The organism is Ruegeria sp. C10 (assembly GCF_056537805.1).
Genome location: NZ_JBQFSC010000001.1, coordinates 1596580 through 1613959, shown reverse-complemented (window position 1 = coordinate 1613959; position 17380 = coordinate 1596580). Strand labels below are relative to the sequence as shown.

The following is a 17380-nucleotide window of genomic DNA, read 5'->3' as shown; positions in this document are numbered from 1 at the left end:
CCTGACCCTTAGTAAGCCACGCGCGCGCCTTAGAAAAGTCGGTTCACGACAAGATGCTCACAGAATGCGCGTCATGCATCCAATAGGGCACGGGCAGCGGCACGTGCCTCATCCGTAATGGTGTCGCCTGCGACCATCCGGGCGATTTCGTCGACGCGGTCGGGGTCGGCCAGCGGGATCACGGTGGACAGGGTCTGATCGCCGGTGACCTGTTTCTGCACCCGCCAGTGATGCGCCGCCCGTGCGGCCACTTGCGGCGAGTGAGTGACGACCAGCACCTGCCCGCCCTGCGCGAGTGCGGCCAGACGGCGGCCCACCGCGTCCGCCGTGGCACCGCCGACACCGCGGTCAATCTCGTCAAAGATCATCGTGCGGGCACTGTCTTCGCCCGTTAGGCAGACCTTAAGCGCCAGCAGAAAGCGGCTGAGTTCGCCGCCCGAGGCGATTTTGTTGAGCGGCCCTGACGGCGCCCCCGGGTTGGTGGCGACGGTGAAGGCCACCGCGTCGGTGCCTTCGGGGCCTGCGTCGGTCGCGGTGATCTCGGTCCGGAACACGGCGCGTTCCATTTTCAGGGGCGCGAGTTCAGCCATCACTGCGGTGTCCAACGCACTGGCGGCCTTACGGCGCGTTTCGCCGAGTGCGGTGGCCGCGTTGTCATACGCAGCTTGTGCCGCGTCCACAGCAGCGCGTTTGTTGCTGAGGTCGGCGTCACCTGCATCCAGCCGGTTCAGGCGGTCGCGCAAGGTATCGGCGAAGGTGCCCAGATCATCGGGGGCCACATCGTGTTTCCGTGCCAGCGCGCGAATGGCAAAGAGGCGTTCCTCGGCCTGTTCCAGTTCCGCTGGGTTAAAATCGAGCGCTTGCAGACAGGCGTTGACCCCATCCTGCGCCTCGCCCAGTTCGATCAGGGCGCGACCCAGCGCTGCAATGGGGCCTTCCAACTGGCCACCCGCATTGTCCGACACGCCTTCCAGCCAGCGCACGGCATCGGCCATCGCGCCCTCGGCCCCGTCGCCGTCCAGCAAGGCAAAGGCACGGGCCACGTCATCGCGAATCCGCTCGGCCCCTTGCATCATGCGGCGGCGGGCGTCGAGATCTGCATCCTCGCCCGGCTGCGGGTCAAGCTGATCCAACTCGGCAACGGAATGACGCAGGAACTCTTCTTCGGCACGCATAGCCTCCAGCGCTGCCTCAGTCTGCGCCAGAGCTTTGCGGGCGATGGACATCTGGCCCCATGCGGCACGCACGGCGGCCAACTGATCCCCTGCCCCGGCAAAGGCATCCAGCATGGCGCGATGCCCGCGTGGGTTCAGCAGGCCTCGGTCATCATGTTGACCGTGCAGTTCGATCAGAGTATCCGACAGCGCCCGTAACACTTCGCCCGAACAACGGCGGTCATTGACCCATGCAGTCTTACGTCCCTCGGCCGTGTTGACGCGGCGCAGGATCAACTCCTCGCCACCGGGCAGACCCGCCTCGGCCAGAATCGAATGGGCAGGGTGGTCGTCAGGCAGTTCAAACTCGGCCACAACTTCGCCCTGTGCGGCCCCCTGACGAACCAGCTCGGCGCGCCCTCGCCAGCCCAGCACAAAGCCCAGCGAATCCAGCAAGATCGACTTGCCCGCGCCGGTTTCACCGGTCAAAGCATTCAAGCCCGGCTGAAACGTCAACTCCAGCCGGTCGATGATCAGCATGTCGCGGATATCAAGGGCGCGCAGCATCGGGTCTTTAGCGTCCCAAGCCTTTAGCCATGGCCGTTACAACCACTCACCCTTGACGGTCTGGCGATAGATCGTGCTGAGCCAATTGTTACCTCGGCTCTTTAGATCGAGACCACGCGACGTCAGCAACGTGTACCCCGCGTCGTACCATTCCGAGGACTGATAGTTGTAACCCAGAATCGCACCCGCGGTCTGCGCCTCGTCCACCAGTCCCAGCGCCAGATACGCCTCGATCAGGCGATAGAGCGCCTCGGCGGTATGAGATGTGGTCTGAAAATCTTCGACCACCACGCGGAATCGGTTGATCGCCGCAGTGAAGTGATCCTGACGCAGATAATAGCGCCCGATCTCCATCTCTTTGCCAGCCAGATGGTCGAAGGCAAGGTCGAACTTCAGTACGGCAGATGTGGCATACTCACTGTCTGGGTAGACTTCGATCACCGTGCGCAGGGCCTGCAGTGCCTGAAAGGTCAGCCCCTGATCACGGCCAACTTCGTCGATCTGATCATAGTAGCTGAGCGCCAGAAGATACTGGGCATAGGCGGCGTCTTCGTCAGTGGGATAGAAATCGATATATCGCTGCGCGGCGGCGCGGCTTTCTTCATAGTTCTGGTCCGAATGGAATGAGAACGCCTGCATGATCAGCGCACGTTTCGCCCAATCGGAATAAGGATAAAGCCGCTCTACTTCAGAGAAATACCAAGCCGCGTCGTCCGAGCGATTCTGCGACAGCTCGTATTCACCGCGGGTGTAAATCTGTTCAGGCGTGAAACCTTCGAGGTTTTGGCTGCGGTCTGCCCCACGGTTACCAAACAGACCTCCGGCATTGCCACATGCCGTCAAAGTTGCTGCCAGAAGAAGCGCACCTGCGATTCTGACTGCCGCTTTGCTGCCAACCATTCCGCCCATCCTTGTCGTCTACTTAGCGGGAATTACCCCTGATCGGGCCTCGGTCTAGCACATAAAATTCCAGTGCAAAACGCCTTATCCACCCTCATGGCGCAAATGTCGTCAGAGTTGATCAGATCACGCAACCTGCGGGATTTCGCTTCGCACAAGGCCCTGGCCGGGCAGACGCGCGGCTTGTTCAGGGGTACAAAGGATGGGTCGCACAGCGCCCGGTGTTTCGAACAGTTTGCGCAGCAATGTGTTGGTCATCGAATGCCCCGACTTCTCGCCGACAAAGCGCCCCAGAATCGGACCGCCTGCAAGATAGAGATCACCCAGAGCGTCCAGCATTTTGTGGCGCACCGCTTCATCCGTGTGACGGAAGCCACCCGGGGTCAGGACTTCGTCGCCCTGTACGACTACGGCATTGTCCAATGTGCCGCCCAAGGCCAATCCGTTTTCACGCATCGCTTCGACATCTGTGCGGCGGCAAAACGTGCGACTGTCGCAGAGTTCACGCGCAAACGAACCATTGCGCATGTCCAAAACCTTTGTCTGGCTTCCAATGGCGTCATCTTCGAAATCGATGTGAAACTCGATCTCCAGACCTTCCGCAGGCGCGATCGATGCCTTTGCGCCCTCTCGTTCAACAGAGACGGGCTTAAGCACCTCATAAGCTAGTACCGGACTAGCCTGACGGCGAACGCCTTTGGCCATGATGCCCTGAACAAAGGCCACGGACGAGCCATCCATGATCGGGACTTCGGGACCATCGATTTCAATCAGTGCATTATGCACACCACATCCGGCAAGTGCCGCCATGATGTGTTCCACAGTCGATACCGACACATTCGCATCGTTAACCAATCGTGTGCAAAGAGGCGTCCGCTCAACAACGTCATAGATTGCGGGGATCAACGCATTGCCCAGCTCGATATCAGTCCGTTTGAACCAGATTCCATGACCTGCCGCTGCAGGCTTCAGAACCATCGTCGCAGGCTTGCCGCTATGCAGCCCAGTGCCCACAAACGTGACTGAAGATTTGAGCGTATGTTGCAATGTGAGCCTCGGTGAGTTGTGTCCAGCCTATCAGGGGCTGTGTTGCACCCTCAACTAAGGAAGCGGGCGTTAAGGCTCAACTCACCTTTTGCAACCGAATGAAACATGAATGTGACACATCGGCAAATCCCTGCTTACACCAGCTCAACACTTTGTGTTTCCACAAAAAAGGGCCGCGCGATGGCGGCCCTTCGGGATGATTTTGTTACCGCGATCAGTTGGCCTGACGCCGTAGGAAGGCGGGAATTTCGATGCGCTCCTGATCAGGATCGGCTTCATCCTGAACAGGTGCCGTTGCGTCAACCGACCGCATCACAGGCTGTTGGCGTACCGGTTGAGCGGGCGTATCGGCCGCATGGCCGGTCATCCGGTCAATCAATCGGTTGAAGCCAAAACGCGGGCGATCCTCGGTCGCTTGCTGCGGCTGAGGGGCCGGTTCGCGAGGTGCCTCAGGCGTCGGACGCAGCCGGTTCGAAGGTACTTTCTGAACTGCGGCCTGCAACCGCTGCATCGCTTCCGGAGACGGTGTACCGGGGGTCTGGGCACGCGGTGCGTCGTAGGAGTCGACTGTCTCTTCGACTTCGGGTTGCTGTTCGAACTGCGCCACCTGAGGCTGATAGGCGGGCGGAGGCAGCCCGTCATCGTCCTGCTCGGCAGCGGGTTGTTCGTCTTGCCAGCCTTCATTGAACTCGACATCTTCGATGGACTCGAAGAGCGTGGGCGCAATGTTGTCCTCAGCCGGGGCCTCATCTGCAGCGATTTGTTCAGGCGTGGAGTCTTCTGCCGAAACCGTGCGTGTCAGCGGAGCCGACATCGAACGGCGGGCGACCGGTACATCTTCGGTTTTCTCGCTGGCATCGATACCGGTGGCAACGACTGAAACGCGCATGCCGCCTTCCATTTCGGTGTCCAGGGTCGAACCGACAATGATATTGGCCTCCGGGTCCACTTCCTCGCGGATGCGGTTGGCGGCCTCGTCCAGTTCGAACAAGGTCAGATCGTGCGCACCGGTGATGTTGATTAGCACACCCTTGGCACCCTTGAGGCTGATTTCGTCCAACAGCGGGTTGGCAATGGCCTTCTCGGCTGCCTGAATGGCGCGATCTTCACCGGTCGCTTCGCCTGTGCCCATCATCGCCTTGCCCATCTCGTCCATCACGGCACGAACGTCGGCGAAGTCGAGGTTGATCAGACCCGGTCGCACCATCAGGTCGGTTACGCCTTTGACGCCCTGATACAGGACATCGTCGGCCATCGAGAACGCCTCGGTAAACGTTGTCTTTTCGTTGGCCAGACGGAACAGGTTCTGGTTCGGAATGATGATCAGCGTGTCAACGACTTTCTGCAGCGCATCAACGCCGTCTTCGGCCTGACGCATACGCTTGGCGCCTTCGAACTGGAAGGGCTTGGTGACAACGCCAACGGTCAGGACACCCAGCTCCCGCGCTGCCTGCGCGATGATCGGGGCTGCGCCGGTGCCTGTGCCGCCACCCATGCCGGCGGTGATAAAGCACATATGCGCACCCGCCAGATGATCCACGATCTGCTCGATGCTTTCTTCAGCTGCTGCAGCACCCACGGTCGGACGCGCACCTGCACCTAACCCTTCGGTGACTTTGACGCCCAGCTGCACCCGCGCCGACGAACGGCTTTGCTGCAGCGCCTGTGCGTCTGTGTTGGCGACGACAAATTCTACGCCGTCCAACTGTTTTTCAATCATGTTGTCGACAGCATTGCCCCCAGCGCCGCCAACGCCAAATACGGTAATCCGAGGCTTGAGTTCGTCGTGCCCGGGCATCGAAAGATTTAATGTCATGCTCTGTCCGCCTGTTTTTTATGTTGCCGCAAAATGCGGTTTTTCTGACCTATCCACAGTCGATTTTACTGTGTCATTTCGGAAACGTCACCAGAAAAATCGCACGAATCCACAAAATATGGAGGAAATAAGGCAGCAAACAGCGGCATTTCGCTGTCACCGCGACATGTTGCGGCGAAAGGCTCATGCGCCACTACACACGGAAAGACCCCACCCGCCTTGAGGGGATGCGAAAACTCATAGTCACTCGTTTGGTCGCGGAAAACTGCTCAATGTCCTGCCGCTGGGCCTCTGCCGGGCCTTGAACCTTATTTTGCGGCAATTTGGCAGTTGCCGCAACTGATTTCTTTAGCCTACCGGGGCACTTGAGCAATTCAGGCCATCTTCAGAGATGCTACGGACCTCTTGCATTTCGCTGCCGACGAAGCGCGCCAGCCGCACCATCAACCGGTCATTGTACAGGTAGGGCCACCAGCAGACTGGCAGGCCATCGGGCGCATCATCGTACAGAAAACAGATCTGGCCATTTGGCGTGGTGATCTGGCCATAGACACAGCCCCGCCCCTCCATCCGCCAGACCGAGAGAGTCGGGCTGAGAAATTCCTCAGTTCCGACCAACATACCGCTTCGGATTTCATGGAAGGTGATCGTTTTGCCAACGACGGCGCTCAGAAACGCCTCTGGCGTAATCAGGGTTTGAGCCGGGGCCGCAGCGGGCCCAAGGGCCGCGCCAACGGCTGCACCACGCAGGGCATTACCAATTGTCACGGAACCAGCGCACGGCGCGCTTGAACGGGCGCGCGGCATAGGTGTCGACCGGGATCTCAAAATCCCACCATTCGTCCTGAGGATGCGCCGCAAACAGGCTAAGCCCCACTGCCGAAGAAAAACCGGGCCCGGTCGCGGATTGCGGCAGGCCATGAACACGCAGCGGGCGGCCCAAACGAACACGCTGACCCAGAATCCGGCTGGCAAGCCCGTCTAGCCCCATGATCTGGCTGCCACCACCAGTCAGAACGATCTGCTGGCTTGGCAGGTGGTCGAAACCGGCAGCGTCCAGACGAGTACGCACCTCTTCGAGGATCTCCTCGACGCGGGGGCGCATGATGCCGATCAACTCGGCACGGCTGACGGTACGGCGGTCATGCTCCCAATCGCCAGTATCGCCACCGATGTCGATCAGGTCGCGATCATCGGCTCCGGTCGCGTGAACGCCGCCGTTAAAGGTCTTGATCCGTTCGGCCACCGCTGCGGGCACGCCGAGGCCCATCGAAATGTCGCTGGTCACGTGATCCCCGCCCATGCGCACGCAATCGGCATAGATCATGTGTTTCTTCATGAAGATCGAGATGCTGGTGGTGCCGCCGCCCAGATCGATACAGGCCGCGCCCAACTCCTGTTCGTCCTCGACCAATGCGGAAATGCCCGAGACATAGGCCGAGTTCGCAATCCCCGCCAGCTCCAGATCGCAGCGCTTGATACAGCGGACGATGTTCTGGATCGCCACCGCATCGACGGTTAGCATGTGCATATCCACTGCAAGGCTCTGCCCCAACTGCCCACGCGGATCGATTAGTCCCGAGCGGTTGTCGAGCGCGAAATTCACCGGTTGCGCATGCAGTACCTCGCGCCCTTCGCCGTAATCGGGCACGTCGCAGGCGTTCAGGACACGACCGACCTCGGCTTCGGTAACCAATTGGCCTTCCAGATCAACCTGCGCATCCAGCCCGTAGGAACGCGGGTTCGCCCCTGAGAAGGATGCAATCACGTGATCGACGCGGATATCGGCCATCTTCTGCGCCGCCTGCAGCGCGGTGCGGATGGCGCGCTCGGTTTCCTGCATCGCGGTAACCTCGCCGAACTGCACCCCGCGCGAACGGGTGGTCGCAGCGCCAATGACCCGGAAACCGGTTTGTCCGGCCATCGAGCCGATCGAGTTATCCTCGGACAACCGCCCCGTCCCGTCGAAGCGCAATACAAGGCAAGCGATTTTGGAGCTGCCCACATCCAGAATGGCGACGACGCCGCGTTGCATTGCCTGTCGGCGCATCTGCCGCATGGCGCGTTGGGACTGATAAAGATCGGTCATCATGGTCGTTACTGCCCGCTACTCACATCTACTTTTGTGTTCCACCAGTCTTCGCTGGCCGTTTTGTTCATTCGGATGGTCGGTCGCTGCCCCAGTCGCATGTCGACCACGGCCACGTCACGTTCCAGAAGGTCCTGAACCTCGTTCACCGCCAACACACGTTCCAGCGCGCGCGCCGGACGTTCGGTCGGCAACATGATGCGCTGGTTGCGATCCAGCACCAGATCCCAGCGCCGTTCGCCAACGCGCACCAAACCGCGAACGCGGTCGCCCAAGCTGCGGGCAGCGGTCAGGATTTGCAGCGCCTCGGGGACATGTTTGTTCGCGCCCTTCCCTGCGATCAGTGGCAGGGCTGCGTGTTCGGCGCGTGCTGAAATACGGTCAACATGGGCTCCGGTTTCATCCAATAGCTCGATCCCGTCTCGGGTGCGCCAGACGATGACCGGCTGGCGTTCGACCACGTCAACCTGAAGAATCCCGCCAGGGCGTATGCGTACGGTTGCCGATTTCACCGGGTCAAGCCCGGTGATGGTGTCGCGGATCAACTCCACATCCAGATCCCACGAACTGAGCGGGAAATCGAGCGGCACGATCTCGCGGATATCCTCAGACAGTGCGGTTCCTGCCCCGTCGATGGCCATCAGGTTGACCATGAATTCGGGGCGCTCCTGGATCGAGGTCTTGATGTCGGCGATATAGGTGCTGACCGCCTCACGACGTTCTTCGGCGGCAAAGAAGCCACCCACCAAACCAACGACGGTCAGAACCGGCAGGCCAATTTTTAGCCCGCGCCGGATGCCGGGGGTGAGCATCCAGCGCTGAAAGCGGTAGCTGAGGCGCGAGGGCGCGGGGTCCACGTTGCGCGCGCGGCCAAAAAGACGCGCCCCGCGCAAATGCAGCTTAGGTTCGGTTTTGGGCTCGGGCCTTGGCGCGGCGGTGAAATCGGCATCCGGCCCCGCCAACGGTTTGGTCCGGTGAATCACCGGCGCGCGGGTGGCGGTCAGCGGTCGCATGAGGCGTCCTCCACCATCCAGGCGCAGAGCTGGCCGAAACTGATGCCAAGATGCTCGGCCTGTTCGGGTACCAGCGAAGTCGGCGTCATGCCAGGCTGGGTGTTGGTTTCCAGCAGAAACAACCCGTCGGCACCCTTGCTGTCATCCCAGCGGTAATCGGTGCGGGACACGCCGCGACACCCCAGCGCATTATGCGCCTTAACCGCATAGTCCATGCAGCGGTCAAAGATATCCTGCGGGATCTCGGCGGGCAGCACATGCCACGAGCCGCCGGGCTTGTACTTGGCATCATAATCGTACCAACCGCCATCGGTCATGATCTCGGTCACCGTCAGGGCGCGATCGCCCATCACGGTCACGGTCAGTTCACGGCCCGCGACGTATTTCTCGACCATCACCTGATCAGGCATCGCCTCGTCCAGTTGCGGCGGGCCGTTGGCATTTTCATGCACGATATAGATGCCGACGCTGGAACCTTCGTTGTTGGGCTTGGCCACATAGGGCGGCTCCATCACATGGACCTCGACCACCTCGACCTTGGGAACGATCAGGCTGGGTACGATGGGTAATCCTTCGGCGGCGTAGACCTCTTTGCTGCGTTGCTTGTCCATTGCAAGGGCCGAAGCCAGCACACCGGAATGCGTGTAAGGAATGCGCATCCATTCCAGTAGCCCCTGCACACAGCCATCCTCGCCCCAGCGTCCATGCAGGGCGTTGAACACCACATCGGGTTGGATATCGGTAAGGCGCGCAGCAAGGTCCGGACCTGCGTCCAGTTCGACCACTTCAAAGCCTTCTCCCACAAGGGCGGCTGCGCATTCGCGCCCAGAGCTGAGAGACACCTCGCGTTCCGCCGAGGGGCCGCCCATCAACACCGCCACTTTGGGGTTTGTCCTGCTCGACATACCCAATGTGCGCCTCAATGTCCCCGGACCTTATGTGGTGGTCCGTACTGCGTTTATGCCTTTGATCCGTCGTCCTAATTTGCCTGTTATGGTCTGACGGTCGGGGCTTTATTCTTCCAGCGGATCACCGACCCGCATGATTTCCCACTCTAGCGTGATGCCGCTTGTTTCGTAAACCTTTTTTCGCACCTCTTCGCCCAGACCTTCGAGGTCTGCGGCGGTGGCGTCGCCTGTATTGATCATGAAATTCGAGTGTTTGGGACTCATCTGCGCGCCACCTTTTGTGGCCCCGCGCATACCCGCGTCATCGATCACTTTCCACGCCTTGAGGTCATGCACATCGTCCGCTCGCCCAGTCGACGAGAACCCGGCTGGATTACGGAAGGTAGACCCGGCGCTGCGGTCCTTGGTGGGTTGAGTTTCGTCGCGCTTTTTTAGCTGCGCCTCCATGCGAGCGTGCAGCTCAGCTGGATCGCCCGAGGGGCCTTGAAACGTCGCCGAGATCAGCACCGCGCCTTCGGGCAGGTCGGACTGGCGATAGCGGAAGCTGAGGTCTTGCGGGGTCAGGTCCACGATCTCTCCGGCGCGGGTGACCACGGTAGCCTTTTGCAGCACATCCGCCGTATAGCTGCCGTAACAGCCCGCGTTCATGCGCACGGCCCCGCCGATCGAGCCTGGTATCGTGCGCAGGAAAGTCAGGTCCACACCTCCATCCGCTGCTTTACGCGCCACATGCGCATCCAGCGCGGCGGCACCCGCGCTGACGGTATTGCCGTCGACCGAGATACCATTGAACCCGCGCCCCAATCGGATCACCACCGCCCGCAGACCACCATCACGGACGATCAGATTGGATCCGACACCCATAGGAAAGATGGGAACATCCGCAGGCAGATCACGCAGAAACGACTGAAGGTCTTGGGTATCGGCGGGTTGAAACAGATAATCCGCAGGTCCGCCGACGCGCAGCCAGGTGAGTTCGGAAAGAGAGCGCGCCGCGGACAAGCGGCCACGGACGTCGGGCAGTTCGCTCATGCGCCTTCCCGCGATGCAAGGCTGCGCCCGCCTACTCCACCCATGATCACCGCAAACAGGAAGGGCAGGACCGCACCGGTCAGCCAGACGAAGGGTCCGAACGCCTGTTCTTCTTCTCCTGTCCCGACACCGGCCAGCACTATGATCAGTACCAGACCAAGGGCCGAGGTCAGCCCGATCAGCCACAGCAGTGCCTTGAGGCCGATCCAGCGCGCGGCGACAAAACCCGCAAGCGTCCCGAGGATCAGGGTAATCAGCGGCAAATAGGCGAAAGTGGCGATGTCGACCATGGGGGCCTCCTGAAAATGGCCAGTTACTTGTTCGCCGCCTTCATGCCCTGCATTTTCGCCTTTGTCCAACGGGTGAGGTAAATCACCGGCCAGCGCAGTACTGACATACCTGCCGCCAGAACCAGCAGCCCGATCCATGGACCATTTTCATAGGTGACATAGCCTAGGATAGGGACGCCAACGGCGATCAGGAAATAGGCGCGCCGCCAATGGTTGTCCTTGCTGGGCAACATCGCCAACACGTTGGCGACAACACCCCACAGACCGGCAAGCGCAATCGACCAGTTCATTCCGACACCTCTTTACCCGTCCACTTGCGCCAGTAGTAGCGGATCGGGTTGCGGTACATCGAAACAAAACCGCCAGCAGCCAGGACTCCGACGAACCAGCCATAGTCTAAACTCAGCCACAGAATCAGAGCAGGCGCGCTGGCAAACAGTACAACACCCGGTGCGAATTGCAGGTGCATCGGCAGCATCGCCACAATGGTGGAAGCGAAGACCCAGACGCAGGCGAGTATGAGCGATAGCGCCACGAGGTTAGCTCGCTTTGGCGATTAACCGGTCAGGCAAACCGTTGGCCCAGGTACTGATCGTACCTGCGCCGAGGCAGACAACCATATCGCCCGGGCGGGCCTGTTCACGGACAAGGCGGGCCAGGTCTTCTTCGTTCAAGATCGCGCGCGCGTGGCGGTGGCCGTGGCGGATCAGGCCCTGCACAAGATCGTCACGGCTGGCACCTTCGATCGGATCTTCGCCTGCAGCAAAGACCTCCGCGATAGCGACCACGTCGGCGTCGTTGAAGCAGGTGCAGAAATCGTCGAACAGGTCGGACAGGCGGGAATAGCGGTGAGGCTGGTGGACGGCGATGACGCGGCCCTCGGTGGCCTGACGTGCGGCCTTGAGAACGGCGGCGATTTCGACCGGATGGTGGCCGTAATCGTCGATGATAGTGACGCCGTCAATTTCTCCAACCTTCGTGAAACGGCGGTTGACGCCGCCGAAATTGGCCAGCGCGTCGCGGATTTCACTGGCCTTCATGCCCAGATGACGGGCCACGGCCACGGCGCTCAGCGCGTTAGAGACATTGTGGTCGCCGGGCATTGGCAAGGTGCAGCCTTCGATCACCTTGTCTTCATGGCGTAGGTGGATGTCGAAATGGGCGACGCCACCCTTATAGGTTAGGTTTTCGGCCCGCACATCGGCCTGTGCGTTGAATCCATAGGTGCGCACACGACGGTCCGAGATGCGACCGACCAGAGCCTGCACCTCGGCATGATCTGTGCAGCAGACGGCCAGGCCATAAAACGGCAGGTTCGAGACGAACTCGTAAAACCCGTCCCGCAGCTTATCGAAATCGCCCCAATGCTCCATGTGTTCAGGGTCGATATTGGTGACGATGGCTATGGTTGCAGGTAGGCGATTGAATGAGCCGTCGCTCTCATCCGCTTCAACCACCATCCATTCACCCTGCCCCATGCGGGCGTTGCTGCCATAGGCGTGGATGATGCCGCCATTGATGACAGTGGGGTCGAAATCGCCCGCGACCATTAGTTCCGCCATCATAGTGGTTGTTGTGGTCTTACCGTGAGTTCCGGCGATGGCAATGTTCGAGCGCAGGCGCATGAGTTCCGCCAGCATGTCGGCGCGACGGACGACGGGCAGGCCCTGCGCGCGTGCCTCGTCCAGTTCCGGGTTCCCCGGTTTGATCGCAGTTGAGACCACGACCACGGCGGCGTTCTGCAAGTTCTCGGAACGCTGGCCTTCGAAAATCTCAGCACCCAGCCCAGCCAGCCGGTCAGTAATCTTCGAGGTTTTCAGGTCCGAACCTTGTACACGGTAGCCAAGATTCAAAAGCACCTCTGCGATACCCGACATCCCGATCCCACCGATGCCCACGAAGTGGATCGGTCCAACGTCCTGCGGCAGTTTGGTTGCTGGATTCATGAGGTCTCCTTCTGCGCCAGTTGCTCGACAAGGGCGACCAGACGCTCGGTGGCGTCCGGTGCCCCGACCGATAGCGCGGCATGGGCCATTTGCTGTGCGGCTTCGGGGTTGGTGAGAACCGTGGTCATTTGCTGTGTCAGCGCGGGAACGTCAAGGGCGTTTTCGGGGATCATGATCGCCCCACCTGCCTGAACCAACCCACGCGCGTTGGCTGTTTGATGATCTCCGGCAGCCGTGGCAAGCGGGATCAAAATCGACGGACGGCCAATCACGGAAATGTCGGCAATACTGGAGGCACCCGACCGGCTGACAACCAGCTGCGCGTCGGACATGCGGCGAGGTACGTCATCAAAGAAAGGCTGTACATCGGCGCGTATGCCGTGATCGGCGTAAAAGGCCCTGACCCGTTCACCATCCTCATCGCGGGCCTGATGCGAGACGCGGATGTACCCGCGCAGATATTCAGGCAGCGCAGCGATGGCCCCCGGCACCACGTCACTGAGGATACGTGCGCCCTGTGAGCCGCCCATCACCAGGACGGACATCGGGTACTCCCCAGGCGGGATATAGGGGGCAGCAGCGCGTTCAAGAACGGAGGCGCGAACCGGGTTACCAGTGTGTATGCCCTTGGACCCTTCAGGCAGATCGGTGGGCCAGACACCACAGGCCACTTGAGCCACACGCGTGGCAAACAGTTGGTTTACCCGGCCCAGAACGCCATTTTGTTCATGGATCATACGCGGCAGCTTCAGCAGGATGGCCGCGCCCAGCGCCGGTATCGACGGATAGCCGCCAAAGCCCACCAACACATCCGGCTTGTCACGCATCATCTGCGCAGCCATGCTAGTGACTCCAGCAGCAATCTTGGGTCCAACCAACATCTTGGCCGCTAATCCGCCTCGGGCGAAGGTGGCCGAGGATGCCTCGACAATCTCGACGTCTGCGGGGAACGCGCCGGTATAGCGCGCTCCGCGCGGGTCGGTGGACAGGCGCACACGCCAGCCTTTCTGTAGCATCGCCTCGGCCAACGCCTGCGCGGGGAACATGTGGCCCCCGGTGCCACCTGCTGCGACTAGTAGATAAGGTTTGCCCATCAGCCTCGTCCACGCAGAATGTCGCCCAGCTCGCCCTGCGGGCGGGTTCGGGTGAAGGCCAGCAACATGCCAACCGCGATGCCGCCAGCAATCAGAGACGATCCGCCATAACTGACAAACGGCAGCGTCATGCCCTTGGCGGGCAGAAGACGCACGGCGACGCCCATGTTGATCATAGCCTGCACGCCAAACATGCAGGCCAGACCAGTGCCAGCCAGACGGATGAACATGTCGCGTTCGCGCATCAGCCGCAGCAGCGAACGCACAACGATCAGCGAGTACAGCGCGATGATAATCAGCACCAGAATCAGCCCGTATTCTTCGGCCGCGACCGCGATGATGAAATCCGTATGCGCATCAGGCAGAGACCACTTGACCTGCCCCTCACCCACGCCGACGCCGAACAGACCGCCTTCGCGGATAGCATTGGTGGCATACCCAAGCTGGGTGGTCGGATCGAGTTCCTGATTAAGGAAACCATCGATACGACGGGCAAAGTGCTCGGAATTGGAATAGGCAAACATGCCGCCCAGAACGACCGCCCCGGCCATGCCGACCAGCAATAGCATCGGGGCTCCGGCGACAAAATACATCACACCCCAACCAAAAAGGATCAGGCAGGCCTGCCCGAAATCGGGCTGCATCACCAGCATTGCCACGATGGACATACACAGTGCAAAGGACCACAACCGCCCCGGCGGGCCATTGATTTCCTGTGATGCGGCCAGCAGCCATGCGGCCACCACGACAAAACCGGGCTTGAGGAACTCGGATGGCTGCAACGAGGCAAAACCCAGCGAATACCAGCGCACCGCGCCTTTGCCAAAGTCTGTACCGAAGACCGGCAGGAAGGCCAGCGCCACGAACGAGGCCAGAAAGCCCAGAATCGCCAGCCGCCGCACCAGTGTCGGCGACATCATTGAGGTCAGCAGCATCGCGACCAGCGCCAGCCCGCCAAAGATCGCCTGACGTTCTACATAGTGGAAAGGATCGAACCCGTTACGCCCCGCCAGTGGCGGCGACGAGGCCAGCCCAAGCAAAAGCCCGATGACAAACAGGATCAGAACGCAGGACATCGTCCAGCGATCAATCGTTCGCCACCACTTCGGAAGAATCGGTTCTCCGCGCTGGTCCTGGACCGCGCCATACACCATCTCAGTCATGAGATACCGCCACTATCTGCCTCGTTAACGTCCCGTTTTCGGGATCTGATTGAGAGTCTACAGGGATTTTTACATTTGGGCTAGCAGAATGACAGGCAGAACTGGAATTCCGGAACGATGAGCCGCCGTTGACAAACGCGCATGCATTCAAGCAGCGCATGCTGCCTGTTCTGATCGACGGCCCGTTGAGGCTCGGTTTGAGTTCATCCAAATATCAACCGCGCCCAACGTCATTGTTCAAAAAGTAAATCGTCAGTCTTTGATGGGGTATCTGTCAGGCTCTTCAAACACATCGATCACTCGGGAACCCGCCTTGATGCGCCCGCCATGCTCCACTCCGGCTGGGATAGAATAGCTGTCGCCGGGCAGATAAACTTTCGTCTCTCCGCCAATGGTGAGTTCAATTTCTCCTTCCACCACCGTACCCCATTGGGCACCATGTGAATGTAGTGGGAGTTCCATTTCTTTAAGAAAAGTAAAAAAGGCGACCAAACCAGCATCAGATCGAATGACTGCCGTCTGCACGACGTCTTCGGGAAATGGCACGTCTAGTCTTGGAAAGTCTGTAATGAAGTTTGGAAAGCGCATATTTTTATCCCTTTAAATGGATCTACCGGCAAGCATTAGCACAGAGCCTAGCATGTCAGGATGTACTACGACTAAAAATCCACATACCATATGGCACAAACCCAAGTGCCGCTGAGAAATTCTGTGGGCCAAACCCACACCGTTTTTGGTCTGCGCTCTTGCCATCGCTCACAATCCACGCCATGCGCAGCATATGGATTTCGAGACGATCATCCTCGGTGCTGGCGCGGCTGGCATGATGTGCGCAGCCCATTGCGGTGGCCAGGCGCTGGTGATCGACCATGCAAAAGCTCCCGGAGAAAAGATCCGCATCTCGGGTGGTGGACGATGCAATTTCACCAATATGTATGCGGGACCGGGCAATTTCCTGTCTCAGAATCCGCATTTCAGCAAATCAGCGCTGGCGCGATATACACAGTGGGACTTCATCGAACTGGTCGATCGCCATGGCATTGCATGGCATGAAAAAACGCTTGGGCAATTGTTCTGCGACGGGTCTTCGAAACAGATCGTCCAGATGCTGCTGAATGAAATGGTCAAGGCCGAGGCCGAGCTCTGGGTGCAGACGTCGCTGCGCAACTTGCGCAAAACCGAAAGCGGTTTCGCTTTGGATGTCGAACGCGATGGCAAGCACATCCCTCTGACCTGTCGCAATCTGGTTCTGGCCACGGGTGGCAAATCGATCCCCAAAATGGGCGCGACGGGGTTGGCCTATGACATCGCGCAGCAATTCGGGCTGCAGATAACCGAGACACGAGCGGCGCTGGTGCCGTTCACCTTCTCGGACGGTCGGTTCAAGGATTTGTCCGGCGTCTCCCTGCCCGCTCGACTATCAAACGAGCGCACCAGTTTCGACGAGGCTTTGTTGTTCACCCATCGCGGGTTGAGCGGTCCTTCGGTGCTGCAATTGTCTTCGTACTGGCGCGAGGGTGAGGCAATATGGGTCAACCTGATCCCCGATTTGCCTTTATACGATCTGCTTCGCGATCAGCGGCAGGCTGTTGGGCGCAAGGCGCTGACCACCGAATTGGCACACCACCTGCCCACGCGTCTGGTGGAATACCTCGCACACCATATCCCGATGAAGGGCAATCTTGCGGATCAGTCCGACACGGCGCTGTCGGAACTGATCGCCGCATTGTCCAACTGGCGGCTTGCGCCGTCGGGCACCGAGGGCTATCGCACCGCCGAGGTCACTCTGGGCGGGATCGACACTGACGGGCTGTCGTCCAAAACGATGGAGGCCAGGGATGTCCCCGGCCTCTATGTCATTGGTGAAGCGGTGGATGTCACCGGCTGGCTTGGCGGTTACAACTTCCAATGGGCGTGGTCCTCGGGCCACGCCGCCGGAAGTGCCATCGCAAGCCGTTAGCCTACGACGTTGTAACCCCGTCCGCGCATACAGTTGCGCACGATGACTTCCTTGTTCTGGTTCTTGTTGATCACGTCAGCACCTGCACCAACCAACGCACCGGCAACGGCGGCGCGACCCAGGTTGTCGCTGCTGTCCTGAACGATGCCGGTGACGGCTGCAGCACCTGCGGCGCCGATTGCGGCATTACCTGCGGTCGATCCGTCAACGCTGGCCTGCGAGGCTGCAAGTTGCTGGCACTGATACAGGTCCGAGTTGTAGTTCGGGCCTACTGGGCCATCGATCACGGGCTGATAGTTGGCCCCGGTATTGGTGCAAGCCGCAGCAGCCAGCAGCGCTGGAACGACCAGAAGAAGTTTACGGTTTGGCATATTCATGACCTCGTGTTGAATTTCCTGAAG

General features: G+C 60.0%; 18 protein-coding genes. 1 reads left to right on the top strand and 17 read right to left on the bottom strand.

Annotated elements, in window-relative coordinates:
- Positions 1–71: 71 nt before the first annotated feature.
- From recN to ACR0DE_RS07690, 16 genes are all read right to left on the bottom strand, one after another.
- Positions 72–1721, bottom strand: coding sequence for a DNA repair protein RecN (recN, locus tag ACR0DE_RS07765; RefSeq protein ID WP_480752453.1), 1650 nt, complete (start codon positions 1719–1721; stop codon positions 72–74).
- Positions 1722–1757: 36 nt separating this feature from the next.
- On the bottom strand, positions 1758–2621 hold the full coding sequence (locus tag ACR0DE_RS07760) for an outer membrane protein assembly factor BamD (RefSeq protein WP_170392015.1): 864 nt from the start codon (positions 2619–2621) through the stop codon (positions 1758–1760).
- A gap of 126 nt (positions 2622–2747) precedes the next feature.
- Positions 2748–3668 carry a UDP-3-O-acyl-N-acetylglucosamine deacetylase gene (gene lpxC, locus ACR0DE_RS07755; protein ID WP_170401357.1) on the bottom strand — a complete coding sequence of 307 codons (921 nt, stop codon included), beginning with the start codon at positions 3666–3668 and terminating at the stop codon, positions 2748–2750.
- A gap of 214 nt (positions 3669–3882) precedes the next feature.
- Positions 3883–5484, bottom strand: coding sequence for a cell division protein FtsZ (ftsZ, locus tag ACR0DE_RS07750; RefSeq protein WP_480752452.1), 1602 nt, complete (start codon positions 5482–5484; stop codon positions 3883–3885).
- 348 nt (positions 5485–5832) lie between these two features.
- Positions 5833–6252, bottom strand: coding sequence for a hypothetical protein (locus tag ACR0DE_RS07745; RefSeq protein WP_480752451.1), 420 nt, complete (start codon positions 6250–6252; stop codon positions 5833–5835).
- A complete protein-coding gene (gene ftsA / locus ACR0DE_RS07740) occupies positions 6239–7573 on the bottom strand; it encodes a cell division protein FtsA (protein ID WP_170392023.1) in 1335 nt (444 codons plus the stop codon). Before ftsA ends, ACR0DE_RS07745 begins: the two co-directional genes overlap by 14 nt.
- 8 nt (positions 7574–7581) lie before the next feature.
- A complete protein-coding gene (locus ACR0DE_RS07735; RefSeq protein ID WP_480752450.1) occupies positions 7582–8586 on the bottom strand; it encodes a cell division protein FtsQ/DivIB in 1005 nt (334 codons plus the stop codon).
- The gene (locus ACR0DE_RS07730) at positions 8574–9491 is read right to left on the bottom strand and encodes a D-alanine--D-alanine ligase (RefSeq protein ID WP_480752449.1); all 918 of its coding nucleotides are present in this window, start codon (positions 9489–9491) and stop codon (positions 8574–8576) included. The genes ACR0DE_RS07735 and ACR0DE_RS07730 overlap by 13 nt, the downstream gene beginning before the upstream one ends.
- Positions 9492–9599: 108 nt before the next feature.
- Positions 9600–10526, bottom strand: a complete 927-nt coding sequence (murB, locus tag ACR0DE_RS07725; protein WP_170563760.1) for a UDP-N-acetylmuramate dehydrogenase — start codon at positions 10524–10526, stop codon at positions 9600–9602.
- Positions 10523–10816, bottom strand: coding sequence for a hypothetical protein (locus ACR0DE_RS07720; protein WP_170401372.1), 294 nt, complete (start codon positions 10814–10816; stop codon positions 10523–10525). The genes murB and ACR0DE_RS07720 overlap by 4 nt, the downstream gene beginning before the upstream one ends.
- Positions 10817–10839: 23 nt before the next feature.
- Positions 10840–11106: a DUF2484 family protein gene (locus tag ACR0DE_RS07715; protein ID WP_170392032.1), complete on the bottom strand. Its 267-nt coding sequence runs from the start codon at positions 11104–11106 to the stop codon at positions 10840–10842.
- Positions 11103–11351, bottom strand: a complete 249-nt coding sequence (locus tag ACR0DE_RS07710) for a DUF2484 family protein (protein WP_480752448.1) — start codon at positions 11349–11351, stop codon at positions 11103–11105. Before ACR0DE_RS07710 ends, ACR0DE_RS07715 begins: the two co-directional genes overlap by 4 nt.
- 4 nt (positions 11352–11355) lie before the next feature.
- On the bottom strand, positions 11356–12762 hold the full coding sequence (murC, locus tag ACR0DE_RS07705; RefSeq protein WP_480752447.1) for a UDP-N-acetylmuramate--L-alanine ligase: 1407 nt from the start codon (positions 12760–12762) through the stop codon (positions 11356–11358).
- Positions 12759–13856 carry a UDP-N-acetylglucosamine--N-acetylmuramyl-(pentapeptide) pyrophosphoryl-undecaprenol N-acetylglucosamine transferase gene (locus tag ACR0DE_RS07700; protein WP_480752446.1) on the bottom strand — a complete coding sequence of 366 codons (1098 nt, stop codon included), beginning with the start codon at positions 13854–13856 and terminating at the stop codon, positions 12759–12761. The genes murC and ACR0DE_RS07700 overlap by 4 nt, the downstream gene beginning before the upstream one ends.
- Positions 13856–15019, bottom strand: a complete 1164-nt coding sequence (gene ftsW / locus ACR0DE_RS07695) for a putative lipid II flippase FtsW (RefSeq protein ID WP_170392040.1) — start codon at positions 15017–15019, stop codon at positions 13856–13858. Before ftsW ends, ACR0DE_RS07700 begins: the two co-directional genes overlap by 1 nt.
- Before the next feature lie 252 nt (positions 15020–15271).
- Positions 15272–15607: a cupin domain-containing protein gene (locus ACR0DE_RS07690; RefSeq protein WP_170392042.1), complete on the bottom strand. Its 336-nt coding sequence runs from the start codon at positions 15605–15607 to the stop codon at positions 15272–15274.
- Positions 15608–15800: 193 nt separating this feature from the next.
- On the opposite strand from ACR0DE_RS07690, the gene ACR0DE_RS07685 reads away from it, so the two are divergent.
- Complete coding sequence (locus ACR0DE_RS07685) at positions 15801–16979, top strand: BaiN/RdsA family NAD(P)/FAD-dependent oxidoreductase (RefSeq protein ID WP_480752445.1); 1179 nt, start codon at positions 15801–15803, stop codon at positions 16977–16979.
- On the opposite strand, the gene ACR0DE_RS07680 is transcribed toward ACR0DE_RS07685, so the two are convergent.
- Positions 16976–17350 (bottom strand): glycine zipper family protein, encoded by a 375-nt coding sequence (locus ACR0DE_RS07680; RefSeq protein ID WP_255611713.1) that lies wholly within the window; start codon positions 17348–17350, stop codon positions 16976–16978. The two genes, ACR0DE_RS07685 and ACR0DE_RS07680, sit on opposite strands and share 4 nt — an antisense overlap.
- Positions 17351–17380 lie beyond the last annotated feature (30 nt).

Coding starts and splice junctions, on each gene's coding strand:
- recN (WP_480752453.1), bottom strand. CDS start 1,721: ATGCTGCGCGCCCTTGATATCCGCGACATGCTGATCATCGACCGGCTG.
- ACR0DE_RS07760 (WP_170392015.1), bottom strand. CDS start 2,621: ATGGTTGGCAGCAAAGCGGCAGTCAGAATCGCAGGTGCGCTTCTTCTG.
- ftsZ (WP_480752452.1), bottom strand. CDS start 5,484: ATGACATTAAATCTTTCGATGCCCGGGCACGACGAACTCAAGCCTCGG.
- ftsA (WP_170392023.1), bottom strand. CDS start 7,573: ATGACCGATCTTTATCAGTCCCAACGCGCCATGCGGCAGATGCGCCGA.
- ACR0DE_RS07735 (WP_480752450.1), bottom strand. CDS start 8,586: ATGCGACCGCTGACCGCCACCCGCGCGCCGGTGATTCACCGGACCAAA.
- ACR0DE_RS07730 (WP_480752449.1), bottom strand. CDS start 9,491: ATGTCGAGCAGGACAAACCCCAAAGTGGCGGTGTTGATGGGCGGCCCC.
- murB (WP_170563760.1), bottom strand. CDS start 10,526: ATGAGCGAACTGCCCGACGTCCGTGGCCGCTTGTCCGCGGCGCGCTCT.
- ACR0DE_RS07720 (WP_170401372.1), bottom strand. CDS start 10,816: ATGGTCGACATCGCCACTTTCGCCTATTTGCCGCTGATTACCCTGATC.
- ACR0DE_RS07715 (WP_170392032.1), bottom strand. CDS start 11,106: ATGAACTGGTCGATTGCGCTTGCCGGTCTGTGGGGTGTTGTCGCCAAC.
- murC (WP_480752447.1), bottom strand. CDS start 12,762: ATGAATCCAGCAACCAAACTGCCGCAGGACGTTGGACCGATCCACTTC.
- ACR0DE_RS07700 (WP_480752446.1), bottom strand. CDS start 13,856: ATGGGCAAACCTTATCTACTAGTCGCAGCAGGTGGCACCGGGGGCCAC.
- ftsW (WP_170392040.1), bottom strand. CDS start 15,019: ATGACTGAGATGGTGTATGGCGCGGTCCAGGACCAGCGCGGAGAACCG.
- ACR0DE_RS07690 (WP_170392042.1), bottom strand. CDS start 15,607: ATGCGCTTTCCAAACTTCATTACAGACTTTCCAAGACTAGACGTGCCA.
- ACR0DE_RS07685 (WP_480752445.1), top strand. CDS start 15,801: ATGGATTTCGAGACGATCATCCTCGGTGCTGGCGCGGCTGGCATGATG.
- ACR0DE_RS07680 (WP_255611713.1), bottom strand. CDS start 17,350: ATGCCAAACCGTAAACTTCTTCTGGTCGTTCCAGCGCTGCTGGCTGCT.